Here is a 19,983-nt window from a genome sequence, read left to right as displayed (position 1 = left end):
CTCAGACCGGGGCCGTGGCCTCGTCTTCGGTCGCTTCCACTGGCTTGGGCAGGGACGACAGCAGGGCCATGATCAGCGCCGCCAGGTACGGCAGCGACTGCACCAGGAGCATGGCCACCCAGAACTTCACGTCGGCGCTGGGCAGGCCCTGGACGATGCCGATGCCCAGGGCCGCGCCCCACAGCAGGAGCATGATGAACACTTCCTCGCGGGCCTCGGCCAGGGCCACCAGGATGCCGTGGTTGCTGGCCATTTTCGGCGTGCGGAAGAACGGGATGGTCTTGGTGAACGCCCCGTACAGCACGGCCTTGGCGATGGTGTGCGACAGCGCCAGGCCGGCGATGGCCGCCTGGAACGAGCGCACCAGATCGACGCCCACCGCGCGGCGGTAGAGGAACAGGATCTTGCCGAACTTGAAGAAGAACAGCGCCAGCGGCGGGATGGCGAAGATCATCAGCGGCGGGTCGACCCGCTGCGGCACGATGATCATGGCCGCCGACCAGAGCAGGGCGCCGATGGTGAAGAAGATGTTCAGGCCGTCGGCGATCCACGGCAGCCAGCCGGCGATGAAGTGGTAGCGCTGGCCCGGCTGCAGCTCGGAGTCCTTGCCGAGGAACAGGCTGCGCGCATGGCCCTTCATGATCTGGATGGCGCCGTAGGCCCAGCGGAAGCGCTGCTTCTTGTAGTCGATGAAGGTGTCCGGCATCAGCCCCCGGCCGAAGCTCTGGTGGGCGTAGGCGGCGGCGTAGCCCTTCTCGAACACGCGCAGGCCGAGCTCGGCGTCTTCGCAGATGGTCCAGTCGGCCCACTGCAGCTCGTCCATCACCGTGCGGCGGATCATGGTCATGGTGCCGTGCTGGATGATCGCGTTGCGGTCGTTGCGGGTGACCATGCCGATATGGAAGAAGCCCTTGTACTCGGCGTAGCAGAGCTTCTTGAAGGTGCTCTCGTTGCCGTCGCGGTAGTCCTGGGGTGACTGCACCACGGCGATCTTCGGGTCACTGAAGTGCGGCACCATGTGCTTGAGCCAGTTCTTGTCGACGCAGTAGTCGGAGTCGATCACCGCCACCACTTCGGCATCCGGCGCGGTGTGCGGCAGGATGTAGTTCAGCGCGCCGCCCTTGAAACCGTGCAGCGGCGCCACGTGGAAGAAGCGGAAGCGCGGGCCGAGTTGCTCGCAGTAGGCCTGCACCGGCTCCCACACGGCCGGGTCCTTGGTGTTGTTGTCGATGATCAGGACTTCGTAGTCCGGATAGTCGAGGGCGGCCAGGGCGTCGAGGGTCTGCTTCACCATCTCCGGCGGCTCGTTGTAGCAGGGCACGTGGATCGACACCTTGGGCCGGTAGGCGGTGTCGGTCAGCACCGGCAGGAAGGGGCGGCGGCGGGTGCGGGTCCAGGCGGTCTCGGCCAGTTCATGGGCCTCGGTGATCAGCACGATGAACACGCCGAAGGCGCCGATGCCCAGCAGCAGGCCGACTATGGTGCTGAACCAGGTGCTGTACTGCTGGCTGTAGTCGTAGCCGATCCACACCAGCACCGAGCCGCCGGCGAAGGCGACGAAGGTCAGGAAGGTGCGCCCGCGCTGGCGCAGGGCGCTGCCGTCGATCAGCATCAGGGCCAGGGTCAACAGGGCCAGGACCACCGAGGCGATGGCCAGCAGGCGCCACTGCGGAATGGCCACCACCGGCCCTTCGAAGGCGAACTTGGCCTGGCGGTCGAGGTTGTACACGCCCCAGTAGGCGCCGACCGAGCCTTCGTCGCTGGCCTTCCACGGCTGGTCGAAGGCTTCGATGACGAAGTAGTTGTAGCCCTTGGCGTTCAGCGCGTTGACCAGGGTGCGCAGGTAGATGGCCTGGTCCGCCTGGGAGGCGTCGGCGCCGCCGCGCATGCGGCCGTTGCTCGGCCAGCCCACTTCGGAGAGCAGCAGGGGCTTCTTCGGGAACAGTTTCTTCAGGTCCTTGGCGCGTTCGAGGACGAACTCGGTGGAGTCCTCCATCGGCACGAACTCCCAGTAGGGCAGCACGTGGGCGGCGATCAGGTCGGTGTGCTTGGCCAGCTGCGGGTATTCCTGCCAGATGTGCCACTGCTCGGAGGTGGTCACCGGCACCTTGACCGCGGCGCGCACCCGGTCGAGGTAGGCGATCAGGTTCTCCGGGGTCACTTCGCGGCGGAACAGGGCTTCGTTGCCGACCACCACGCGGACCACGCTGCGCGAGTCGTTGGCGATCTCGATGGCCTTGGCGATCTCGCGCTCGTTGCGTTCCAGGTCCGGGCTGATCCAGATGCCGAGGGTCACGCGCAGGCCGAATTCTTCGGCCAGGTAGGGGATCTTGGCCAGCTCGCCATCCACCGAGTAGGTGCGGATGTTGTCGGTCTGGCTGCTCAGCAGTTCCAGGTCGGCGCGGATCTGCGCATCGCTCGGGTAGGTGTTCTGCTGGGGGTTCTGCCCGGCACGGAAGGGCGAGAAGGAATAGCCGGAGATCTGTTCGGGCCAGTCCGGGGCGCTGACCGGGCGGTTGTAGAGCGCCCAGATGCCAGTGAACAGGGCGGCGACCGCCACGAAGACTGCCAGATTGAGTCCGAATTTACGCGTTGGCATAGCTGTTTTCAGGTTCCGCAGGGTGGAACAGGGGAGTTTCCGGCGAACGCCGGTCGGCGCGCATGCTACTCCGCCGCCTGTTAGCTGTATAGCACCGGCCGGGCCCGCTGTTGGCGGGGCTTTGCCGTTGGGCAACAGCCGTCCGGAAATGTTCGCTGGGCACGGCGCGCAACGCACTCGCACAGTGCGCGGCGCAGGTGAGTCTGGCGCCCGGGGCCCTTATAATGCCGGCCGGTTTGCGAGGGTGGTGGCATGGCGACAGATGATCAGCGTTTCGGTGGGATTGCCCGCCTTTATGGGCACGAGGGCCTGCAACGCCTGCAGGCGGCGCATGTGGCCGTGGTCGGTATCGGCGGCGTGGGCTCCTGGGCGGCCGAGGCGCTGGCGCGTTCGGGGGTCGGCGAGATTTCCCTGTTCGACCTGGACGACGTCTGCCTCACCAACACCAACCGCCAGGTACATGCCCTGACCGGCGCGGTGGGCAAGGCCAAGGTCGAGGTGATGGCCGAGCGCATCCGCGCCATCAATCCGGCCTGCGTGGTGCATGCGGTGGCCGATTTCGTCACCCGCGAGACCATGGCCGAGTACATCACCGAGGAACTGGATGCGGTGATCGACTGCATCGACAGCGTGGCGGCCAAGGCGGCGCTGATTTCCTGGTGCAAGCGGCGCAAGATCCAGATCGTCGCCACCGGCGGCGCCGGCGGCCAGGTCGACCCGACCAAGATCGAGATCGCCGACCTCAACAAGACGGTCAACGACCCGCTGATCGCCAAGGTGCGCTCGCTGCTGCGCCGCGACTACAACTTCTCGCGCACCCCGGGACGTACCTACAGCATCACCTGCGTCTACTCGCGCGAGCAGCTGCGCTACCCCTTGCCCGACGGCAGCGTGTGCCTGAGCAAGGTCATGCCCGGCGACGGCACCCGTCTGGACTGCGCCGGGGGCTTCGGTTCGGCGATGATGGTGACCGCCAGTTTCGGCATGGTCGCCGCGGCGAAAATCATCGACAAGCTGGTGGCCGGGGCGCGGCGTCCGGCGGAGCGGGCGGGAAAACCCGCGTAACGCGCGGTTTTTCTGCCGCGCGGGGCGACGCCAGGCCCTATAATCGCCGCTTGCCCGCCTGCCGGATTCCCCGCGCCCAGCCTACCTATGTGGCTGCGGCCTGAACGAGATGCTCCCATGATCAACAACGATGTGCTGCGCAGCCTGCGCTACCTGCTGGATGTCAGCGACGCCAAGCTGGTGGAAATCTGCCAGCTGGCCGACTACCCGCTGAGCGAGGCCGATGTGGCGGCCTTCCTGCTCAAGGATGACGAAGAGGGCCATGTGCCGTGCAGCGACGAGGTGCTGGCGCATTTCCTCGATGGCCTGGTGTTCTTCAAGCGCGGCAAGGACGACAGCCGCCCGGCGTTGCCGGTGGAGAAGCGCCTGACCAACAACACCATCCTGAAGAAGCTGCGGGTGGCCTTCGAGCTGAAGGACGACGACATGCACGCCATCCTCCAGGCCGCCGACCTGCCGATGACCAAGGCCGAGCTCAGCGCCCTGTTCCGCAAGCCGGGCCACAAGAACTTCCGCCTGTGCGGCGACCAGGTGCTGCGCAACTTCCTGCGTGGCCTGACCCAGCGCCAGCGCGGCTGAGAGCCTGCTTGAAGGTGGATAAGCACAGCCTTGTCCACCAATGGTTCTGAGGCGTGGCTCTAACTTTGCGTCAGCTCGCGCATGCGCTGCAGCACGGCGTTGAGGCCGTTGCTGCGTGACGGCGACAGCTGGCGGGCCAGGCCCAGCTGGTTGAACCAGTCGGCCAGGTCGACGCCCTGCAGTTCGCCGCCGTCCAGGCCATTGACTCGCGCCAGCAGCACGGCCAGCAGGCCGCGGATCAGCCGGGCGTCGCTGGCGGCGCGGAACTGCCAGCCCCCATCACGGCATTCGCCGACCAGCCAGACCTGGCTGTCGCAGCCATGCACGCGGTTGGCTTCATTTCTTTCGCTGTCGTTCAGGGCTGGCAGGCCTTCGCCCCACTGCATCAGCAGGCGCGCGCGCTGTTCCCAGCCGGGGCACTGGCCGAAGGCGTCCAGCGCTTCGCGGGCGGCGGCGGGCAGGCTCATCGCAGCAGCTCCAGGCTTTTGTCCAGGGCGGCAAACAGGCGTTCCAGGTCGCCACCGTCGTTGTACAGGCCCAGGGACACGCGGATCGCCCCGGGCAGGCCGAGGCTTTTCAGCAGCGGCATGGCGCAGTGATGGCCGGCGCGCACGGCGACGCCCTGTTCGCTGAGCAGGTGGGCCAGGTCGGCGCTGTGCACGCCGTCCACCACGAAACTGGCCAGGGCCACCTGGGGCGTGCCGAGCAGGCGCACGCCCGCGCGGGCGGCCAGGCCGGCCAGAAGCTCGGCGTGCAGGGCCGCCTCGTGGCCGGCGACGGCTGCCTGATCCAGGCCGGCCAGGTAATCCAGGCTGGCGCCAAGGGCGATGATGCTGGAGATCGCCGGGGTGCCGGCCTCGAAGCCCAGCGGTGCGGGGCGGAACCGGGCGTGCCGGTAGTCGGCCTCCAGCACCATTTCGCCGCCGAACTGCCAGTGGTGCAGCTGCGCCAGGGCCTCGCGGCGGCCGTAGAGCAGGCCGACGCCGTCCGGGCCATAGAGCTTGTGGCTGGAGCAGGCGTAGAAGTCGCAGCCCAGGGCCTGCACGTCATGGCGGCCATGCACCACGCCCTGGGCGCCGTCGACCACCGTCAGCGCGCCTTGCGCCTGGGCCAGGGCGATCAGCTCAAACACGGGCTGCCAGCGGCCGAGCACGTTGGACAGTTGCGATACGGCCAGCAGGCGGGTGCGCGGGCCGATCAGCGTGGCGGCCTGCGCCAGGTCGATCCGGCCCAGCTCGTCCAGGGGCAGTACCACCAGCTTGAGGCCGCGGCGCAGCGCCAGTTGCTGCCAGGGCAGCAGGTTGGCGTGGTGCTCCAGGGCGCTGATGGCGATTTCGTCGCCGGCGGCGAACCGGTGCTCCAGGCCATAGGCCAGCAGGTTGAGGGATTCTGTGCTGCCGCGGGTGAAGACGATCTCCTCGCTGCTGGCCGCGTTGAGCCAGTGCGCCGCCTGGCTGCGGCTGGCCTCGAAGGCGCGGGTGGCGCGCTCGCCCGGCAGGTGCTGGGCGCGGTGCACGTTGGCCGCGCCGCCGGCGTAGTAGCCCAGCAGACTGTCGAGCATGGCCTGCGGCTTCTGCGCGGTGGCAGCGCTGTCCAGGTAGGTCTGGCCTGCGCCGTCGAGGGCCAGGATGCCCGGAAAATCGGCGCGCCAGGGGGAAATCAGTGACATGGGCTTCGGCACCGCTGAAATGTCTGCTGAGTATAAATAGACAGGCCGGGCATGGGCCCGGCCTGTTCACTATCACGCGGCCGAAAATCGGAGCTGAAGCGTTGCGAGCGACGGCCAGGCAAGGCGAAATCAGGCGAGGGCGCGGAGTTTACTGAGTGTAAATGAGCAGCCCGAGCCTGATTTCAACGCCGCATGGCCTAGCGCAGCAGCTTCAGACCGATTTTCAGTTGTGGGCGTGCAGCGCCTCGTTCAGCTCGATGGCCGTTTTGTTGGTCTTGCACTCCACCGCGCCGGTCTGCGAGTTGCGGCGGAACAGCAGGTCCGCCTGGCCGGCCAGTTCGCGGGCCTTGATCACCTTGACCAGATTGTTGGCGTCGTCGAGCAGGGCGACCTTGGTGCCGGCGGTGATGTACAGGCCGGACTCCACGGTGCTGCGGTCGCCCAGCGGGATGCCGATGCCGGCGTTGGCGCCGATCAGGCAGCCTTCGCCGACGCTGATGATGATGTTGCCGCCGCCGGACAGGGTGCCCATGGTCGAGCAGCCGCCGCCCAGATCCGAGCCCTTGCCGACGAACACGCCGGCGGACACGCGGCCTTCGATCATGCCCGGGCCGGCGGTGCCGGCGTTGAAGTTGACGAAGCCTTCGTGCATCACCGTGGTGCCTTCACCGATGTAGGCGCCCAGGCGCACGCGGGCGCTGTCGGCGATGCGCACGCCGGCCGGCACCACGTAGTCGGTCATTTTCGGGAACTTGTCCACCGAGAACACTTCCAGCAGCTCGCCCTTCAGGCGCGCTTCCAGCTGCAGTTCGGCCAGCTCGGCCAGGTCCACGGCGCCCTGGCTGGTCCAGGCCACGTTGGGCAGCAGCGGGAAGATGCCGGTCAGGTTCAGGCCGTGCGGCTTGACCAGGCGGTGCGACAGCAGGTGCAGCTTGAGGTAGGCCTCGGGCGTGCTGCTCAGGGCGATGTCGGCATCGAGGAAGGTCGCCACCAGCGGCTTGTGGCTCTCGGCCAGACGGGTGAGCAGGGCGGCCTGGGCGGCGTCGATGCCTTTCAGGGCTTCGGCCAGTTCGGCGGCCTGCTGGGTGGTGAAGGCGATGGCCTGGTTGCCGCCGGTGTAGCCGAGCTTCTGCGCAACCTTGTCGGACAGGGCCGCGGCCGGGTGCAGCAGCGGCTGGGCGTAGAAGACTTCCAGCCAGTTGCCCTGGCGGTTCTGGGTGCCGACACCGAAGGCGATGCTGAACAGTTGGGTAGACATGGCAATTCCTCTTGCTGAATCGGGTTGATGCCGGCGCATCAGCAGCCAGGCGAATTCGTGGGTGGATCAGTTCAGGGCGGCGGCGTACAGCTCGGGCTTGAAGCCGACCAGGGTCTTGCCGCCCAGGTCGAGGACCGGGCGCTTGATCATCGACGGTTGCGCCAGCATCAGTTCGATGGCGCGGGCCTGGTCGAGATCGGCCTTGCGCGCCTCGTCGAGCTTGCGGAAGGTGGTGCCGGCACGGTTGAGGACGGTTTCCCAGCCGTGTTCGGCACACCATTGCTGTAGGCTGGCGCGGTCGATGGCGGCGGCCTTGTAGTCGTGGAAGGCATAGCTTACGCCGTGCTCGTCGAGCCAGGTACGGGCCTTCTTCATGGTGTCGCAGGCCTTGATGCCGTACAGGGTGATGCTCATGGTTAGAGTCCTTTGACGAAGGCGCGGATGCGTTCGGCCGCTTCCACACATTCGGCCAGCGGCGCGACCAGGGCCAGGCGCACGCGGCCGGCGCCAGGGTTCTCGCCGCCCACTTCGCGCGACAGGTAGGAGCCGGGCACCACGGTCACGTGCTGCTGGGCGAACAGTTCGCGGGTGAAGCTCTGGTCGTCGCCCGGGGTTCTGGCCCACAGGTAGAAGCCGCCGTCGGGGCGCTGCACGTCGAGCACCGGGCCGAGGATGTCGAGCACGGCGGCGAACTTCTCGCGGTACAGGTCGCGGTTGGCGCGTACGTGGGCCTCGTCGTTCCAGGCGGCGACGCTGGCCAGCTGGGTCTGCACCGGCATGGCGCAGCCGTGGTAGGTACGGTACAGCAGGAAAGATTTCAGAATGTCGGCATCGCCGGCGACGAAGCCGGAGCGTAGGCCCGGCAGGTTGGATCGCTTGGACAGGCTGTGGAACACCACGCAGCGCGCAAAATCGCTGCGGCCCAGTTCGGCGCAGGCGCTGAGCAGGCCCGGCGGCGGATTGTCTTCGTCGAAGTACAGCTCGCTGTAGCACTCGTCGGCGGCGATGACGAAATCGAATTTGTCGGCCAGGGCGATCAGCTGCTTCAGGGTTTCCAGCGGGATCAGGGCGCCGGTGGGGTTGCCCGGCGAGCAGAGGAAGAGGATCTGGCAGCGCTGCCAGACATCGTCGCTGACCGCGGCGAAATCCGGGTTGAAGCCATGTTCCTGCAGGCACGGCAGATAGTGCGGGGTGGCGCCGGCGAGCAGGGCCGCGCCTTCGTAGATCTGGTAGAAGGGGTTGGGGCTGACCACCAGGCCGCCGACATCACGCTGCACCACGGCCTGGGTGAAGGCGAACAGTGCCTCGCGGGTGCCGTTGACCGGCAGCACGTGGCGGGCGGCATCCAGCCAGCCGCTGGGCACGCCGAAGCGGCGCTCGCACCAGGCGGCGATGGCTTCGCGCAGGGCCGGCAGCCCCAGGGTGGTGGGGTACACGGCCAGCTGGTCGAGGTTGTCCGCCAGGGCCCGGGCGACGAAATCCGGCGACTTGTGCTTGGGTTCGCCGATGGACAGGGCGATCGGTCGCTTGTCGGCCGGCGGCTGGGCGCCGGCCAGCAGGGCGCGCAGTTTCTCGAAGGGGTAGGGCTGCAGTTGGGTCAGGGCGTGGTTCATAACGTCTCTTGGTCGCGTGCGGGCCGGGCGGCGCGGGGCCCGGCCGGGTTCATATGCTGATCGAGCCGAGGCCGACGGTTTCCCCGTTGGCCTGCGACAGCTGCTGGACGATGGCGTCCTGCAGGCGCGCGCACAGCTCGGGGTCGGACAGCGGCTGGTTGTGGGCGTCGGTGATGAAGAACACGTCTTCCACCCGCTCGCCCAGGGTGGCGATCTTGGCGTTCTGCAGGGACAGGTCGAAGTCCAGGAAGATCTTGCCGATCCGCGCCAGCAGGCCGGGGCGGTCCGGCGCGGTGATGTCGAGCACGGTCACCGGGCGCTGGGCATCGTTGTGGATGGTCACCTGCGGGGCGAAGGCGAAGTGCTTGAGCTGGCGCGGCACGCGGCGCTGGATGATCGCCGGGTACTCGTCCGGGTTTTTCAGCGCTTCGACCAGGCCGTCGCGGATCTGCTTGATCCGTGCCGGGCTGTCGCCGATGCGCCCGCCGTCGGCATCCAGGACGATGTAGGTGTCGAGGGTGAACTGGCTGGTGGAGGTGATCACCCGGGCGTCGTGGATGTTCAGGTTGAGCTGGTCCATGGCCGCCACGGTCACGGCGAAGAAGTCGTGCTGGTCCGGGGCGTAGATGAAGATCTGGGTGGCGCCCTCGAACTCGCGCTGGGCGGTTTCTCTGATCAGCACCAGCGGGTCCTTGCCGGCCGGGTGCTGGAGGATCGCCTCGGTGTGCCAGGCCACGTCGGCCGCGGTGTGGCGCAGGAAGTAGTCGTCGCCCAGTTGCGACCAGAGCTGTTCGGCGTCGTCCTGGTCGGTACCGCCGCGCACCAAGATGTCGATGGCCGAGCTCTGGGTCTGGCGGATCTGCTCCTCGCGGTCCAGCGGGTTTTCCAGGCCGCGGCGCAGGGCGCGCTTGGTCTCGGTGTACAGCTGGCGCAGCAGGCTGGCGCGCCAGGAGTTCCACAGGCTGGGGTTGGTGGCGTTGATATCGGCCACGGTCAGCACGTAGAGGTAGTCCAGGCGGGTCTGGTCGCCGACCTGCTGGGCGAAGTCGAAGATCACCTGCGGGTCGGAGAGGTCCTTGCGCTGGGCGGTGGTCGACATCACCAGGTGGTTCTGCACCAGCCAGGTGATCAGCCGGCTGTCCCAGTTGGGTAGCTGATGGCGGGCGCAGAAGGCTTCGGCATCCACCGCGCCGAGCTCGGAGTGGTCGCCGCCGCGGCCCTTGCCGATGTCGTGGTAGAGCCCGGCCAGGTAGATCAGCTCGGGCTTGGGCAGCTTGTCGATCAGCTTGCTGGCCAGCGGGAATTTCTCCGCCAGCTCCGGGCGCTTGAGCTTGCGCAGGTGCTTGATCAGGTTGAGGGTGTGCGCATCGACCGTATAGATGTGGAACAGGTCGTGCTGCATCTGCCCGACTATATGGCCGAACTCCGGCAGGTAGCGGCCGAGAATGCCGTAGCGGTTCATCCGCCGCAGGTTGCGGTGGATGCCCTGGGTCGACTTGAACAGCTCGATGAACAGGCTGGTGTTGCGGATGTCGCGGCGGAAGTCGTCGTCGATCAGGTGCCGGCTGTCGCGCAGCAGGCGGATGGTGTCGGCGCGCACGCCCTTGATCTCCGGGTGCTGGGCCATCAGCACGAAGACTTCGAGGATGGCGAACGGGGTGCGCTGGAACACCTTGGCATGGGTGACTTCGAGGTAGCCGTCGCGCAGCTGGAAGCGGCTGTTCAGCGGTTGTGCCGGGCCCGGTTCGCCGGCGCGCAGGATCACTTCCTCGAAGTGCTGGTTGATCAGGTCGCTGAGTTCGGCGACGCCCATCACCACCCGGTAGTACTTCTGCATGAAGTTTTCCACCGCCAGCTTGCCGTCGCCGTCCTTGAAGCCGAGCAATGCGGCGATCTTGCCCTGGTGGTCGAACAGCAGGCGGTCTTCGGCGCGCCCGGCCAGCATGTGCAGGGCGTAGCGCACCTTCCAGAGGAACTCCTGGCTGGAGGCGAGCATGCCGTACTCGCTGTCGACCAGGAAACCCTGCTGCACCAGCGAGTGCAGGTTGAGGCTGCCGAACTGGCGGCGCGCCACCCAGAGGATGGTCTGGATGTCGCGCAGGCCGCCGGGGGAGCCCTTCACATTGGGCTCCAGGTTGTATTCGGTGTCGTTGTACTTGGCGTGGCGCGCCTGCTGTTCCTTGCGCTTGGCCAGGAAGAAGTGCTTGCTCGGCCACATGCGCTCGGCGCTGGTGACCTCCTGCATGCGCAGGCGCAGGCGCTCGGGGCCGGCGATGGTGCGGCTTTCCATCAGGTTGGTGATCACCGTCAGGTCGGCGCGCGCCTCTTCGGCGCATTCATCCACTGAACGCACGCTCTGCCCGACTTCCAGGCCGATGTCCCAGAGCAGGGTGAGGAAGCCTTCGATGGGGCTGCGGAAGACTTCGTGGTCGGCGCTGTCGAGCAGGATCAGCAGGTCGATGTCGGAGTTGGGGTGCAGCTCGCCGCGGCCGTAGCCGCCGACCGCCAGCAGGGCGATGTCGGCGTCTTCGCTCCAGTCGAAGCGATCCCAGGCGCAGCGCAGGATCTGGTCGACGAACCAGGCGCGGTCCTCGATCAGGCGGCGGATGTCGCGGCTCTCGCGGAAACGCCCGTCGAGCACCTCGCGCGCCTGCTTGAGGACCTTCTTGAACGCGGCGATGGGACTGGACTTGAGCGCCAGTTCGGCCTGGAACTGGCCGCGATCAAACAACTCCGGATCCATCTGCGGCATGCGGCCTACCTTCTATATGCTCAGGCTGAGGTGCGCGCGATGGTGTCGTCGCTGCGCAGGGTGAGGATCTCGTAGCCGCCCTCGGTGACCAGCACGGTGTGTTCCCACTGCGCGGACAGCTTGCGGTCCTTGGTGATGGCGGTCCAGCCGTCACCGAGCAGGCGGGTTTCCGGGCGGCCCTGGTTGATCATCGGCTCGATGGTGAAGGTCATGCCCGCCTTGAGTTCCATGCCGGTACCGGCGCGGCCGTAGTGCAGCACCTGCGGCTCTTCGTGGAACACCGCGCCGATGCCGTGCCCGCAGTATTCGCGGACCACGGAGAAACCGTGCTTCTCGGCGTGCTTCTGGATCACCTCGCCGATGTCGCCCAGGCGCGCGCCCGGCTTGACCAGGGCGATGCCCTTGTACATCGACTCCTGGGTGACCTGGGCCAGCTTGACCGCCCACTCGGCAACCTTGCCGACCATGAACATCTTGCTGGTGTCGCCGTGGTAGCCGTCCTTGATCACGGTGACGTCGATGTTCAGCACGTCGCCGTCCTTCAGCGGCTTGTCATTGGGGATGCCGTGGCAAACCACGTGGTTGAGCGAGGTGCAGATCGACTTGGGGAAACCCGGGCGGCCGGGGGCGGCGCCGTAGTTGAGCGGCGCCGGGATGGCCTTCTGCACGTTGACGATATAGTCGTGGCAGATGCGGTCGATCTCTTCGGTGGTGACGCCGGGCTTGACGTGTTCGCCGATCATTTCCAGCACTTCGGCGGCCAAGCGGCCGGCGATGCGCATTTTTTCGATTTCTTCCGGCGACTTGATGGTGACGGTCATATGGGCTCTCGGGCGCAGGCAGGACAAGGGCGCATGTTAACAGCTTCGGGCTGCAAGCCATAAGCGCCATGCGCGCGGCGAGTCGAGGTGGGTAGCTTGTGGCGCCGTTCTGTGATATAAAATGCGCCGCTTTACGGGCTGTGGGCTCGTGAAGCTTTAATCCGCACACGTATCGACACGTTATCCTGGGTGCCTGCAAGGGTTGGATAGCGGGATGCGTGGAGGCCTAACCCGACTTATCAAGGAACTATCATGTCCCAAGTCAATATGCGCGATATGCTGAAGGCCGGTGTGCACTTCGGCCACCAGACCCGTTACTGGAACCCGAAAATGGGCAAGTTCATTTTCGGCGCGCGCAACAAGATCCACATCATCAACCTGGAAAAAACCCTGCCGATGTTCAACGAGGCTCTGTCCTTCGTTGAGAAACTGGCTGCGGGCAAAAACAAGATCCTGTTCGTGGGCACCAAGCGTTCCGCCGGCAAGATCGTGGCTGACGAAGCCGCACGTTGCGGTTCGCCGTACGTCGATCATCGCTGGTTGGGCGGCATGCTCACCAACTACAAGACCATCCGTGCTTCGATCAAGCGCCTGCGCGAACTGGAAGTCCAGTCCCAGGACGGCACCTTCGCCAAGCTGACCAAGAAAGAAGCCCTGATGCGTTCGCGCGATCTGGAAAAACTGGATCGCAGCCTGGGCGGTATCAAGGACATGGGCGGTCTGCCGGACGCTCTGTTCGTGATCGACGTCGACCACGAGCGCATTGCTATCACCGAAGCCAACAAGCTGGGCATCCCGGTCATCGGCATCGTCGATACCAACAGCAGCCCGGAAGGCGTTGACTACATCATCCCGGGTAACGACGACGCCATCCGCGCCATCCAGCTGTACATGGGTGCCATGGCCGACGCCGTGATCCGTGGTCGCAACAACGCTGCCGGTGGCGCCGACGAGTTCGTCGAAGAAGCTTCCTCCGAGGCCAGCGAAGGCTGATAGCGGGCGACTGAGGTCACCCGTTGCGCAAGAAGGGGGCTAGGCCCCCTTTTTGCCACTTACGAATTTGTACCCGGTATCCGGGTTGATTGGTTGACTACCGATTCAAGAGGATCAAGAACATGGCAGAAATTACTGCAGCCCTGGTTAAAGAACTGCGCGAGCGCACCGGCGAAGGCATGATGGATTGCAAAAAGGCCCTGACCAAGGCCGGCGGCGACATCGAAAAAGCCATCGACGACATGCGTGCCTCGGGCGCCATCAAGGCCGCCAAGAAGGCTGGCAACATTGCCGCCGAAGGCGCCATCGCGATCAAGGACGACGGCAAGTCCGCCGTTCTGCTGGAAGTCAACTCGCAGACCGACTTCCTGGCCCTGCAGGATGACTTCAAGGCCTTCGTCGCCGCCAGCGTCGACCAGGCTTTCGCCGACAAGCTGACCACCGTCGAGCCGCTGATCGAAGCCCGTGAAGCCGATCGTCTGATCCTGGTCGGCAAGACCGGTGAAAACGTCAACATCCGTCGTCTGGCGCGTGTTGAAGGCGACGTGCTGGGTTCCTACCTGCACGGCAACAAGATCGGCGTGGTCGTGGCCCTGAAAGGCGGTTCCGTCGAGCTGGCCAAGGACATCGCCATGCACGTGGCTGCCAGCAACCCGGAATTCCTGCTGCCGACTCAAGTCTCCCAGGAGGCCATCGAGCGCGAGAAGAACGTGTTCATGTCCCTGAACGAAGACAAGATGAAGGGCAAGCCGGCCGAGATCGTCGAGAAGATGATTGCCGGTCGTATCAGCAAGTTCCTGGCCGAAGCCAGCCTGGTTGAGCAAGCCTTCGTCAAGGATCCGGAAATCACCGTCGGTGCCCTGGCCAAGAAAGGCGGCGCTGAAATCGTTTCCTTCACCCGTTTCGCGGTCGGTGAAGGCATCGAGAAGCCGGTCGACAACTTCGCTGACGAAGTTGCTGCTCAAGTGGCTGCCGCCAGCAAGCAGTAAGACGGTTCTGCACTGCCGTACCGAAGAGGCTGCCCGCTTGCGCGTGCAGCCTCTTTTGCAAAGCGCGGCATAATCGTTCGTCGCGCCGCACCAATTCACCGGGCAGTTGTCTGACTGCCGGGTAAAAATACGAAGCCGCAGCGCTTCGACTAGAAAACAACGCCGCAGGAGAGATACGCATGGCTCAGCAGGTGAGTGGTCGCCAACCTCGCTATAAACGCATTCTGCTCAAACTTAGCGGCGAGGCCCTGATGGGCTCGGAAGAGTTCGGCATCGATCCCAAGGTGTTGGATCGCATGGCGCTGGAAGTCGGTCAGTTGGTCGGCATCGGCGTGCAGGTCGGGCTGGTGATCGGCGGTGGCAACCTGTTCCGCGGCGCGGCGCTGTCCGCTGCCGGCATGGATCGGGTCACCGGCGACCACATGGGCATGCTGGCTACCGTGATGAACGCCCTGGCCATGCGCGATGCGCTGGAGCGCTCGAACATCCCGGCCACGGTGATGTCGGCGATTTCCATGGTCGGGGTGACCGATCACTATGATCGGCGCAAGGCGCTGCGCCACCTGGCTACCGGGGAAGTGGTGATCTTCGCCGCCGGCACCGGCAACCCGTTCTTCACCACCGACTCGGCGGCCTGTCTGCGTGCCATCGAGATCGATGCCGACCTGGTGCTCAAAGCCACCAAGGTCGATGGCGTGTACACTGCCGATCCTTTCAAGGACCCGAACGCGGAGAAGTTCGAGCGCCTGACCTATGACGAGGTGCTCGACCGCAAGCTGGGCGTAATGGACCTGACGGCCATCTGTCTGTGCCGCGACCACAAGATGCCGCTGCGGGTCTTCAATATGAACAAGCCGGGCGCCCTGCTGAATATCGTGGTGGGCGGCGCGGAAGGAACCCTGATCGAGGAGGAAGCACAATGATCAACGAGATCAAGAAAGACGCCCAGGAGCGCATGGTCAAATCCCTGGAGTCCCTGGGGCGCAACCTGGCCTCCATTCGTACCGGTCGGGCGCATCCGAGCATATTGGACAGCGTCAAGGTGCCTGCATACGGCAGCGAGATGCCGCTGAATCAGGTCGCTGCGATCAGCGTGGAAGATGCCCGTACGCTGAAGATCGTCGCTCACGATAAAGCCCTGAGCGCTGCGATCGAGAAGGCCATCATGACCTCCGACCTCGGCCTGAATCCGAGCAGTGCCGGTACCACCATCCGGGTGCCGATGCCGGCCCTGACCGAAGAGACCCGCCGGGGCTACACCAAGCAGGCGCGTGGCGTTGCCGAGGATGCCAAGGTGGCCGTGCGCAACGTGCGTCGCGATGCCCTGGCCGAGCTGAAGAAGCTGACCAAGGACAAGGAAATCAGCGAGGACGAGGAGCGTCGCGCCGCCGACGAGGTGCAGAAGCTGACCGACAAGTTCGTCGCCGAGGTGGAAAAGGCGCTGGAAGCCAAAGAAACCGATCTGATGGCGGTGTGACGGTCCTCTAGCCATGCTCAAGAACAAGCAGGAAGCCCCGGCGATAGTGCCGCGTCATGTGGCCATCATCATGGATGGTAATAACCGCTGGGCGAAGAAGCGCCTGCTGCCGGGCGTGGCCGGGCACAAGGCTGGCGTCGACGCCGTGCGTGCGGTGATCGAGGTCTGTGCCGAGGCGGGGGTCGAGGTGCTGACCCTGTTCGCCTTCTCCAGCGAGAACTGGCAGCGCCCGGCCGAAGAGGTCGGCGCGCTGATGGAGCTGTTCCTCGGGGCGCTGCGCCGCGAGGCGAAGAAACTTAAGGAAAACGGCATCAGCCTGCGCATCATCGGCGATCGCTCGCGCTTCCATCCGGAGCTGCAGGCGGCCATGCGCGAGGCCGAGCAGATTACCGCCGGCGAGAAGCGCTTCGTCCTGCAGGTCGCGGCCAACTATGGCGGCCAGTGGGATATCGCCCAGGCCGCGCAGCGCCTGGCGCGCGATGTGCAGGCCGGGCACCTGCAGCCGGAAGACCTGACTCCGGAGCTGCTGCAGAGCTGCCTGGCCACCGGCGATCTGCCGTTACCGGACCTGTGCATCCGTACCGGCGGCGAGCACCGCATCAGCAATTTCCTGCTGTGGCAGCTGGCCTATTCCGAGCTGTATTTCTCCGACCTGTTCTGGCCGGACTTCAAGCACGAGGCCATGCGCAAGGCGCTGGCCGATTTCTCTACCCGCCAGCGTCGCTTCGGCAAGACCAGTGAACAGGTGGAAGCCGAGGCGCGTCGCTGATGCTCAAACAACGGATCATCACGGCGCTGCTGATGCTGCCCGTCGTGCTGTGCGGTTTCTTCCTGCTCGACGGCGGGCTATTCGCCCTGTTCATTGGTGCGGTGGTGACCCTGGGAGCTTGGGAGTGGGCGCGCCTGGCCGGTTTCGCCGGGCAGGCGCAGCGCGTGGCCTATGCCGCCGCCGTGGCGGCGCTGCTCTATGGGCTCTATCTCGCTCCGGCTCTGGCTCCCTGGCTGCTCGGCGCGGCGGTGCTCTGGTGGCTGCTGGCTACCCTGCTGGTGCTGAGCTATCCCGCCAGTAGCCGGTACTGGGGCGGCCTGCCCGGCAAGCTGCTGATCGGTCTGCTGATCCTGTTGCCGGCCTGGCAGGGCCTGGTCCTGCTCAAGCAGTGGCCGCAGGCGAACCTGCTGATCATCGCCGTCATGGTGCTGGTGTGGGGGGCCGATATCGGTGCCTATTTCGCCGGCAAGACCTTCGGCAAGCGCAAGCTGGCGCCGCGGGTGAGTCCCGGCAAGAGCTGGGAGGGGCTGTATGGCGGCCTGCTGGCCAGCCTGCTGATCACCGCCGTGGTCGGTCTGCAGCAGGGCTGGCAGGGCAAGGGCTTTGTCCTGGCCATGGCCGGTGCGGCGCTGGTGGTGCTGATCTCGGTGGTCGGTGATCTGACCGAAAGCATGTTCAAGCGCCAGTCCGGGTTCAAGGACAGCAGCAACCTGCTGCCTGGTCACGGTGGCGTACTGGATCGCATCGACAGCCTGACGGCGGCCGTACCGGTATTCGCCGTGCTGCTGTGGCTGGCCGGCTGGGGCACGCTGTGAGTCGGGTGCAGCAGATCACCGTGCTAGGGGCGACCGGCTCCATTGGCCTAAGTACCCTGGATGTGATCGCGCGTCATCCCGAGCGCTACCAGGCCTTCGCTCTCAGTGGTTTCACCCGCCTGGTCGAACTCCAGGCCCTGTGCGTCAAGCATCGGCCGCGCTATGCCGTGGTTGCCGATGCGCCGGCCGCCGAGGCGTTGCAGGCGGCGCTGCAGCAGGCCGGGCTGCCGACCCGGGTGCTGGTTGGCGAGGGCGGTCTGTGCGAAGTGGCGGCGCATCCCGAAGTCGATGCGGTGATGGCGGCGATCGTCGGCGCGGCTGGCCTCAAGCCGACCCTGGCGGCGGTCGAGGCCGGCAAGAAGGTGCTGCTGGCCAACAAGGAAGCGCTGGTGATGTCCGGCGACCTGTTTATCCAGGCGGTGCGCCGCAGCGGCGCGGTATTGCTGCCGATCGACAGCGAGCACAATGCGATCTTCCAGTGTCTGCCGGGCGACTATGCCCGCGGCCTGGGGGCTGTCGGGGTACGGCGTATCCTGCTGACCGCCTCCGGCGGCCCGTTCCGCGAAACCCCGCTGGCCGAGCTGGAACAGGTCAGTCCCGAGCAGGCCTGTGCCCATCCCAACTGGTCGATGGGGCGCAAGATCTCGGTCGATTCGGCGAGCATGATGAACAAGGGCCTGGAGCTGATCGAGGCGTGCTGGCTGTTCGACGCCAGGCCGAGCCAGGTCGAGGTGGTGATCCACCCGCAAAGCGTGATCCATTCGCTGGTCGACTATGTCGATGGCTCGGTGCTGGCGCAGCTGGGCAATCCGGATATGCGCACGCCGATCGCCCATGCCCTGGCCTGGCCGCAGCGGATCGACTCCGGCGTGGCGCCGCTGGATCTGTTCGCCGTGGCGCGTCTGGACTTTCAGCGTCCGGACGAGCAGCGCTTCCCCTGTTTGCGTCTGGCGCGGCAGGCGGCGGAGGCGGGCGGCAGTGCGCCGGCGCTGCTCAACGCGGCCAATGAGGTGGCGGTGGCGGCCTTCCTCGAGCGGCGCATCCGCTTTCCCGAGATCGCGCGTATCATCGATGAAGTATTGAATCTTGCCCCGGTCACGGCGGTCGAAAACCTCGACGCGGTGCTGGCGGCCGATGCCCGGGCACGGGTGCTGGCCGGTGAATGGCTGAGTCGCCACGGGCGTTGAGTCCGGAGGAAGTAGGATGAGCGCGCTATACATGTTCTTTGGCACCCTGGTTGCGCTGGGCGTGCTGGTGACTATCCACGAATTCGGTCACTTCTGGGTGGCGCGGCGCTGCGGGGTCAAGGTCCTGCGTTTCTCCGTGGGCTTCGGCAGCCCCCTGCTGCGCTGGCAGGATCGCCAGGGTACCGAGTTCGTCGTGGCCGCCATCCCGCTGGGTGGCTACGTGAAGATGCTCGACGAGCGCGAGGGCGATGTCCCGGCCGAGCAGATCGAGCAATCCTTCAATCGCAAGTCGGTGCGCCAGCGCATCGCCATCGTCGCCGCCGGGCCTATCGCCAACTTCCTGCTGGCCATCCTGTTCTTCTGGGTCCTGGCCATGCTCGGCAGTCAGCAGGCCAAGCCGGTTATCGGCGCCGTGCAGGCGGACAGCTTGGCGGCGGCGGCGGGCCTGCGGGCCGGGCAGGAGATCCTGGCCGTGGATGGCGAGCCGACTGCCGGTTGGGGGGCGGTCAACCTGCAGCTGGTGCGGCGTCTCGGCGAGAGCGGCATGCTCGAGCTGTTGCTGCGCGAGCCCGATTCGACGGCGCAGAGCACTCGCCAGCTGGTGTTGCGTGATTGGCAGAAGGGGGCCGAGCAGCCTGATCCGCTGCAGTCGCTGGGTATTCGCCCGTGGCGCCCGGCCATGGCGCCGATTCTGCAGGAGATCGACCCCGAGGGGCCGGCGCAGGCGGCGGGCGTGCGCAAGGGCGATCGCCTGCTGCTGATCGGCGAGCAGCGCATCGATGACTGGCAGCAGGTGCTGGATGTGCTGCGCGAGCTGCCGGGTCAGCAGGTGCGCCTGCTGGTCGAGCGCGACGGGCGCGAGCTGGAATTCACGGTGAATCTTGCCGTGCGCGGCGAAGGTGAGGCGCGCGGCGGTTATCTCGGCGTCGGTGTCGGCGCTATCGAGTGGCCGCCGCAGATGCTGCGCGAAGTCCGCTACGGTCCGCTGGATGCGCTGGGCGAGGGGCTGCGGCGGACCTGGCACATGACCCTGCTGACCTTCGATTCGGTACGCAAAATGCTGGTCGGTGAGCTGTCGGTAAAAAACTTGAGTGGGCCGATAACCATTGCTAAAGTGGCGGGCGCTTCAGCCCAGTCGGGAGTGGGGGATTTCCTCTATTTCCTGTCCCTGCTGAGCATTAGTTTGGGGGTTCTCAACCTGTTGCCCATCCCTGTGCTGGATGGGGGGCATCTGCTGTTCTACCTGATCGAGTGGGTGCGGGGTCGCCCGCTGTCCGAGCGGGTGCAGGGTTGGGGCATGCAGGTGGGCATCAGTCTGGTGCTCGGGGTGATGTTGCTGGCCCTGATCAACGACTTGGGCCGTCTGTAACAAATCGCTGAATTGCGAAGCTGCCGCC

The 19,983-nt window shown here is 66.0% G+C and carries 18 protein-coding genes; 10 read left to right on the top strand and 8 right to left on the bottom strand.

Annotated elements, in window-relative coordinates:
• Position 1: 1 nt before the first annotated feature.
• A complete protein-coding gene (locus tag F3I16_RS16765; RefSeq protein WP_160494699.1) occupies positions 2-2,599 on the bottom strand; it encodes a glycosyltransferase in 2,598 nt (865 codons plus the stop codon).
• Between the two features lie 252 nt (positions 2,600-2,851).
• Here F3I16_RS16765 and tcdA point away from each other — a divergent pair, with 252 nt between their 5' ends.
• A complete protein-coding gene (gene tcdA / locus F3I16_RS16760) occupies positions 2,852-3,664 on the top strand; it encodes a tRNA cyclic N6-threonylcarbamoyladenosine(37) synthase TcdA (protein WP_160494698.1) in 813 nt (270 codons plus the stop codon).
• 117 nt (positions 3,665-3,781) lie between these two features.
• Positions 3,782-4,243 carry a DUF1456 family protein gene (locus F3I16_RS16755; RefSeq protein ID WP_160494697.1) on the top strand — a complete coding sequence of 154 codons (462 nt, stop codon included), beginning with the start codon at positions 3,782-3,784 and terminating at the stop codon, positions 4,241-4,243.
• Between the two features lie 59 nt (positions 4,244-4,302).
• Here the strand turns inward: F3I16_RS16755 and F3I16_RS16750 are convergent, their stop codons facing one another.
• The 7 genes from F3I16_RS16750 to map form a co-directional block, all read right to left on the bottom strand.
• A complete protein-coding gene (locus F3I16_RS16750; protein WP_160494696.1) occupies positions 4,303-4,710 on the bottom strand; it encodes a SufE family protein in 408 nt (135 codons plus the stop codon).
• Positions 4,707-5,912: an aminotransferase class V-fold PLP-dependent enzyme gene (locus F3I16_RS16745; protein WP_160494695.1), complete on the bottom strand. Its 1,206-nt coding sequence runs from the start codon at positions 5,910-5,912 to the stop codon at positions 4,707-4,709. Before F3I16_RS16745 ends, F3I16_RS16750 begins: the two co-directional genes overlap by 4 nt.
• A gap of 223 nt (positions 5,913-6,135) precedes the next feature.
• Positions 6,136-7,170, bottom strand: a complete 1,035-nt coding sequence (gene dapD / locus F3I16_RS16740; RefSeq protein WP_160494694.1) for a 2,3,4,5-tetrahydropyridine-2,6-dicarboxylate N-succinyltransferase — start codon at positions 7,168-7,170, stop codon at positions 6,136-6,138.
• Positions 7,171-7,236: 66 nt separating this feature from the next.
• On the bottom strand, positions 7,237-7,584 hold the full coding sequence (locus F3I16_RS16735; protein WP_160494693.1) for an ArsC family reductase: 348 nt from the start codon (positions 7,582-7,584) through the stop codon (positions 7,237-7,239).
• 2 nt (positions 7,585-7,586) lie between these two features.
• A complete protein-coding gene (gene dapC / locus F3I16_RS16730; protein ID WP_160494692.1) occupies positions 7,587-8,783 on the bottom strand; it encodes a succinyldiaminopimelate transaminase in 1,197 nt (398 codons plus the stop codon).
• A gap of 49 nt (positions 8,784-8,832) precedes the next feature.
• A complete protein-coding gene (locus tag F3I16_RS16725; protein WP_160494691.1) occupies positions 8,833-11,535 on the bottom strand; it encodes a [protein-PII] uridylyltransferase in 2,703 nt (900 codons plus the stop codon).
• Positions 11,536-11,555: 20 nt separating this feature from the next.
• Positions 11,556-12,356: a type I methionyl aminopeptidase gene (gene map, locus F3I16_RS16720; RefSeq protein ID WP_160494690.1), complete on the bottom strand. Its 801-nt coding sequence runs from the start codon at positions 12,354-12,356 to the stop codon at positions 11,556-11,558.
• Between the two features lie 252 nt (positions 12,357-12,608).
• Between map and rpsB the strand changes: the two genes are divergently transcribed.
• The 8 genes from rpsB (at position 12,609) to rseP (ending at position 19,955) form a co-directional block, all read left to right on the top strand.
• On the top strand, positions 12,609-13,349 hold the full coding sequence (gene rpsB, locus F3I16_RS16715) for a 30S ribosomal protein S2 (protein WP_160078725.1): 741 nt from the start codon (positions 12,609-12,611) through the stop codon (positions 13,347-13,349).
• Positions 13,350-13,471: 122 nt separating this feature from the next.
• Positions 13,472-14,338, top strand: a complete 867-nt coding sequence (gene tsf, locus F3I16_RS16710) for a translation elongation factor Ts (RefSeq protein ID WP_160494689.1) — start codon at positions 13,472-13,474, stop codon at positions 14,336-14,338.
• A gap of 179 nt (positions 14,339-14,517) precedes the next feature.
• Positions 14,518-15,261, top strand: coding sequence for a UMP kinase (gene pyrH / locus F3I16_RS16705; RefSeq protein ID WP_160078727.1), 744 nt, complete (start codon positions 14,518-14,520; stop codon positions 15,259-15,261).
• Complete coding sequence (frr, locus tag F3I16_RS16700) at positions 15,258-15,815, top strand: ribosome recycling factor (protein ID WP_160078728.1); 558 nt, start codon at positions 15,258-15,260, stop codon at positions 15,813-15,815. The genes pyrH and frr overlap by 4 nt, the downstream gene beginning before the upstream one ends.
• A 13-nt stretch (positions 15,816-15,828) precedes the next feature.
• Complete coding sequence (uppS, locus tag F3I16_RS16695; protein ID WP_160494688.1) at positions 15,829-16,584, top strand: polyprenyl diphosphate synthase; 756 nt, start codon at positions 15,829-15,831, stop codon at positions 16,582-16,584.
• Entirely contained in the window at positions 16,584-17,399 is an 816-nt protein-coding gene (locus tag F3I16_RS16690) for a phosphatidate cytidylyltransferase (RefSeq protein ID WP_160494687.1), read from the top strand. Before uppS ends, F3I16_RS16690 begins: the two co-directional genes overlap by 1 nt.
• A complete protein-coding gene (gene ispC / locus F3I16_RS16685) occupies positions 17,396-18,586 on the top strand; it encodes a 1-deoxy-D-xylulose-5-phosphate reductoisomerase (RefSeq protein WP_160494686.1) in 1,191 nt (396 codons plus the stop codon). Before F3I16_RS16690 ends, ispC begins: the two co-directional genes overlap by 4 nt.
• Before the next feature lie 16 nt (positions 18,587-18,602).
• Positions 18,603-19,955 (top strand): RIP metalloprotease RseP, encoded by a 1,353-nt coding sequence (rseP, locus tag F3I16_RS16680; RefSeq protein ID WP_160494685.1) that lies wholly within the window; start codon positions 18,603-18,605, stop codon positions 19,953-19,955.
• The last annotated feature ends 28 nt before the right edge of the window (positions 19,956-19,983 follow it).

This window comes from Pseudomonas sp. L-22-4S-12, from assembly GCF_009799935.1.
Taxonomy (GTDB): domain Bacteria; phylum Pseudomonadota; class Gammaproteobacteria; order Pseudomonadales; family Pseudomonadaceae; genus Aquipseudomonas.
Note: the sequence above shows the minus strand (reverse complement) of the source record. Positions and strands in the feature narration are given on the sequence as shown.

What these genes read in the sequence shown, in the direction of transcription:
- rseP (WP_160494685.1), top strand. Translation starts at nt 18,603, where the DNA reads ATGAGCGCGCTATACATGTTCTTTGGCACCCTGGTTGCGCTGGGCGTG.
- tsf (WP_160494689.1), top strand. Translation starts at nt 13,472, where the DNA reads ATGGCAGAAATTACTGCAGCCCTGGTTAAAGAACTGCGCGAGCGCACC.
- dapD (WP_160494694.1), bottom strand. Translation starts at nt 7,170, where the DNA reads ATGTCTACCCAACTGTTCAGCATCGCCTTCGGTGTCGGCACCCAGAAC.
- uppS (WP_160494688.1), top strand. Translation starts at nt 15,829, where the DNA reads ATGCTCAAGAACAAGCAGGAAGCCCCGGCGATAGTGCCGCGTCATGTG.
- F3I16_RS16725 (WP_160494691.1), bottom strand. Translation starts at nt 11,535, where the DNA reads ATGCCGCAGATGGATCCGGAGTTGTTTGATCGCGGCCAGTTCCAGGCC.
- pyrH (WP_160078727.1), top strand. Translation starts at nt 14,518, where the DNA reads ATGGCTCAGCAGGTGAGTGGTCGCCAACCTCGCTATAAACGCATTCTG.
- dapC (WP_160494692.1), bottom strand. Translation starts at nt 8,783, where the DNA reads ATGAACCACGCCCTGACCCAACTGCAGCCCTACCCCTTCGAGAAACTG.
- F3I16_RS16690 (WP_160494687.1), top strand. Translation starts at nt 16,584, where the DNA reads ATGCTCAAACAACGGATCATCACGGCGCTGCTGATGCTGCCCGTCGTG.
- F3I16_RS16745 (WP_160494695.1), bottom strand. Translation starts at nt 5,912, where the DNA reads ATGTCACTGATTTCCCCCTGGCGCGCCGATTTTCCGGGCATCCTGGCC.
- F3I16_RS16765 (WP_160494699.1), bottom strand. Translation starts at nt 2,599, where the DNA reads ATGCCAACGCGTAAATTCGGACTCAATCTGGCAGTCTTCGTGGCGGTC.
- F3I16_RS16735 (WP_160494693.1), bottom strand. Translation starts at nt 7,584, where the DNA reads ATGAGCATCACCCTGTACGGCATCAAGGCCTGCGACACCATGAAGAAG.
- tcdA (WP_160494698.1), top strand. Translation starts at nt 2,852, where the DNA reads ATGGCGACAGATGATCAGCGTTTCGGTGGGATTGCCCGCCTTTATGGG.
- F3I16_RS16750 (WP_160494696.1), bottom strand. Translation starts at nt 4,710, where the DNA reads ATGAGCCTGCCCGCCGCCGCCCGCGAAGCGCTGGACGCCTTCGGCCAG.
- map (WP_160494690.1), bottom strand. Translation starts at nt 12,356, where the DNA reads ATGACCGTCACCATCAAGTCGCCGGAAGAAATCGAAAAAATGCGCATC.
- F3I16_RS16755 (WP_160494697.1), top strand. Translation starts at nt 3,782, where the DNA reads ATGATCAACAACGATGTGCTGCGCAGCCTGCGCTACCTGCTGGATGTC.
- rpsB (WP_160078725.1), top strand. Translation starts at nt 12,609, where the DNA reads ATGTCCCAAGTCAATATGCGCGATATGCTGAAGGCCGGTGTGCACTTC.
- frr (WP_160078728.1), top strand. Translation starts at nt 15,258, where the DNA reads ATGATCAACGAGATCAAGAAAGACGCCCAGGAGCGCATGGTCAAATCC.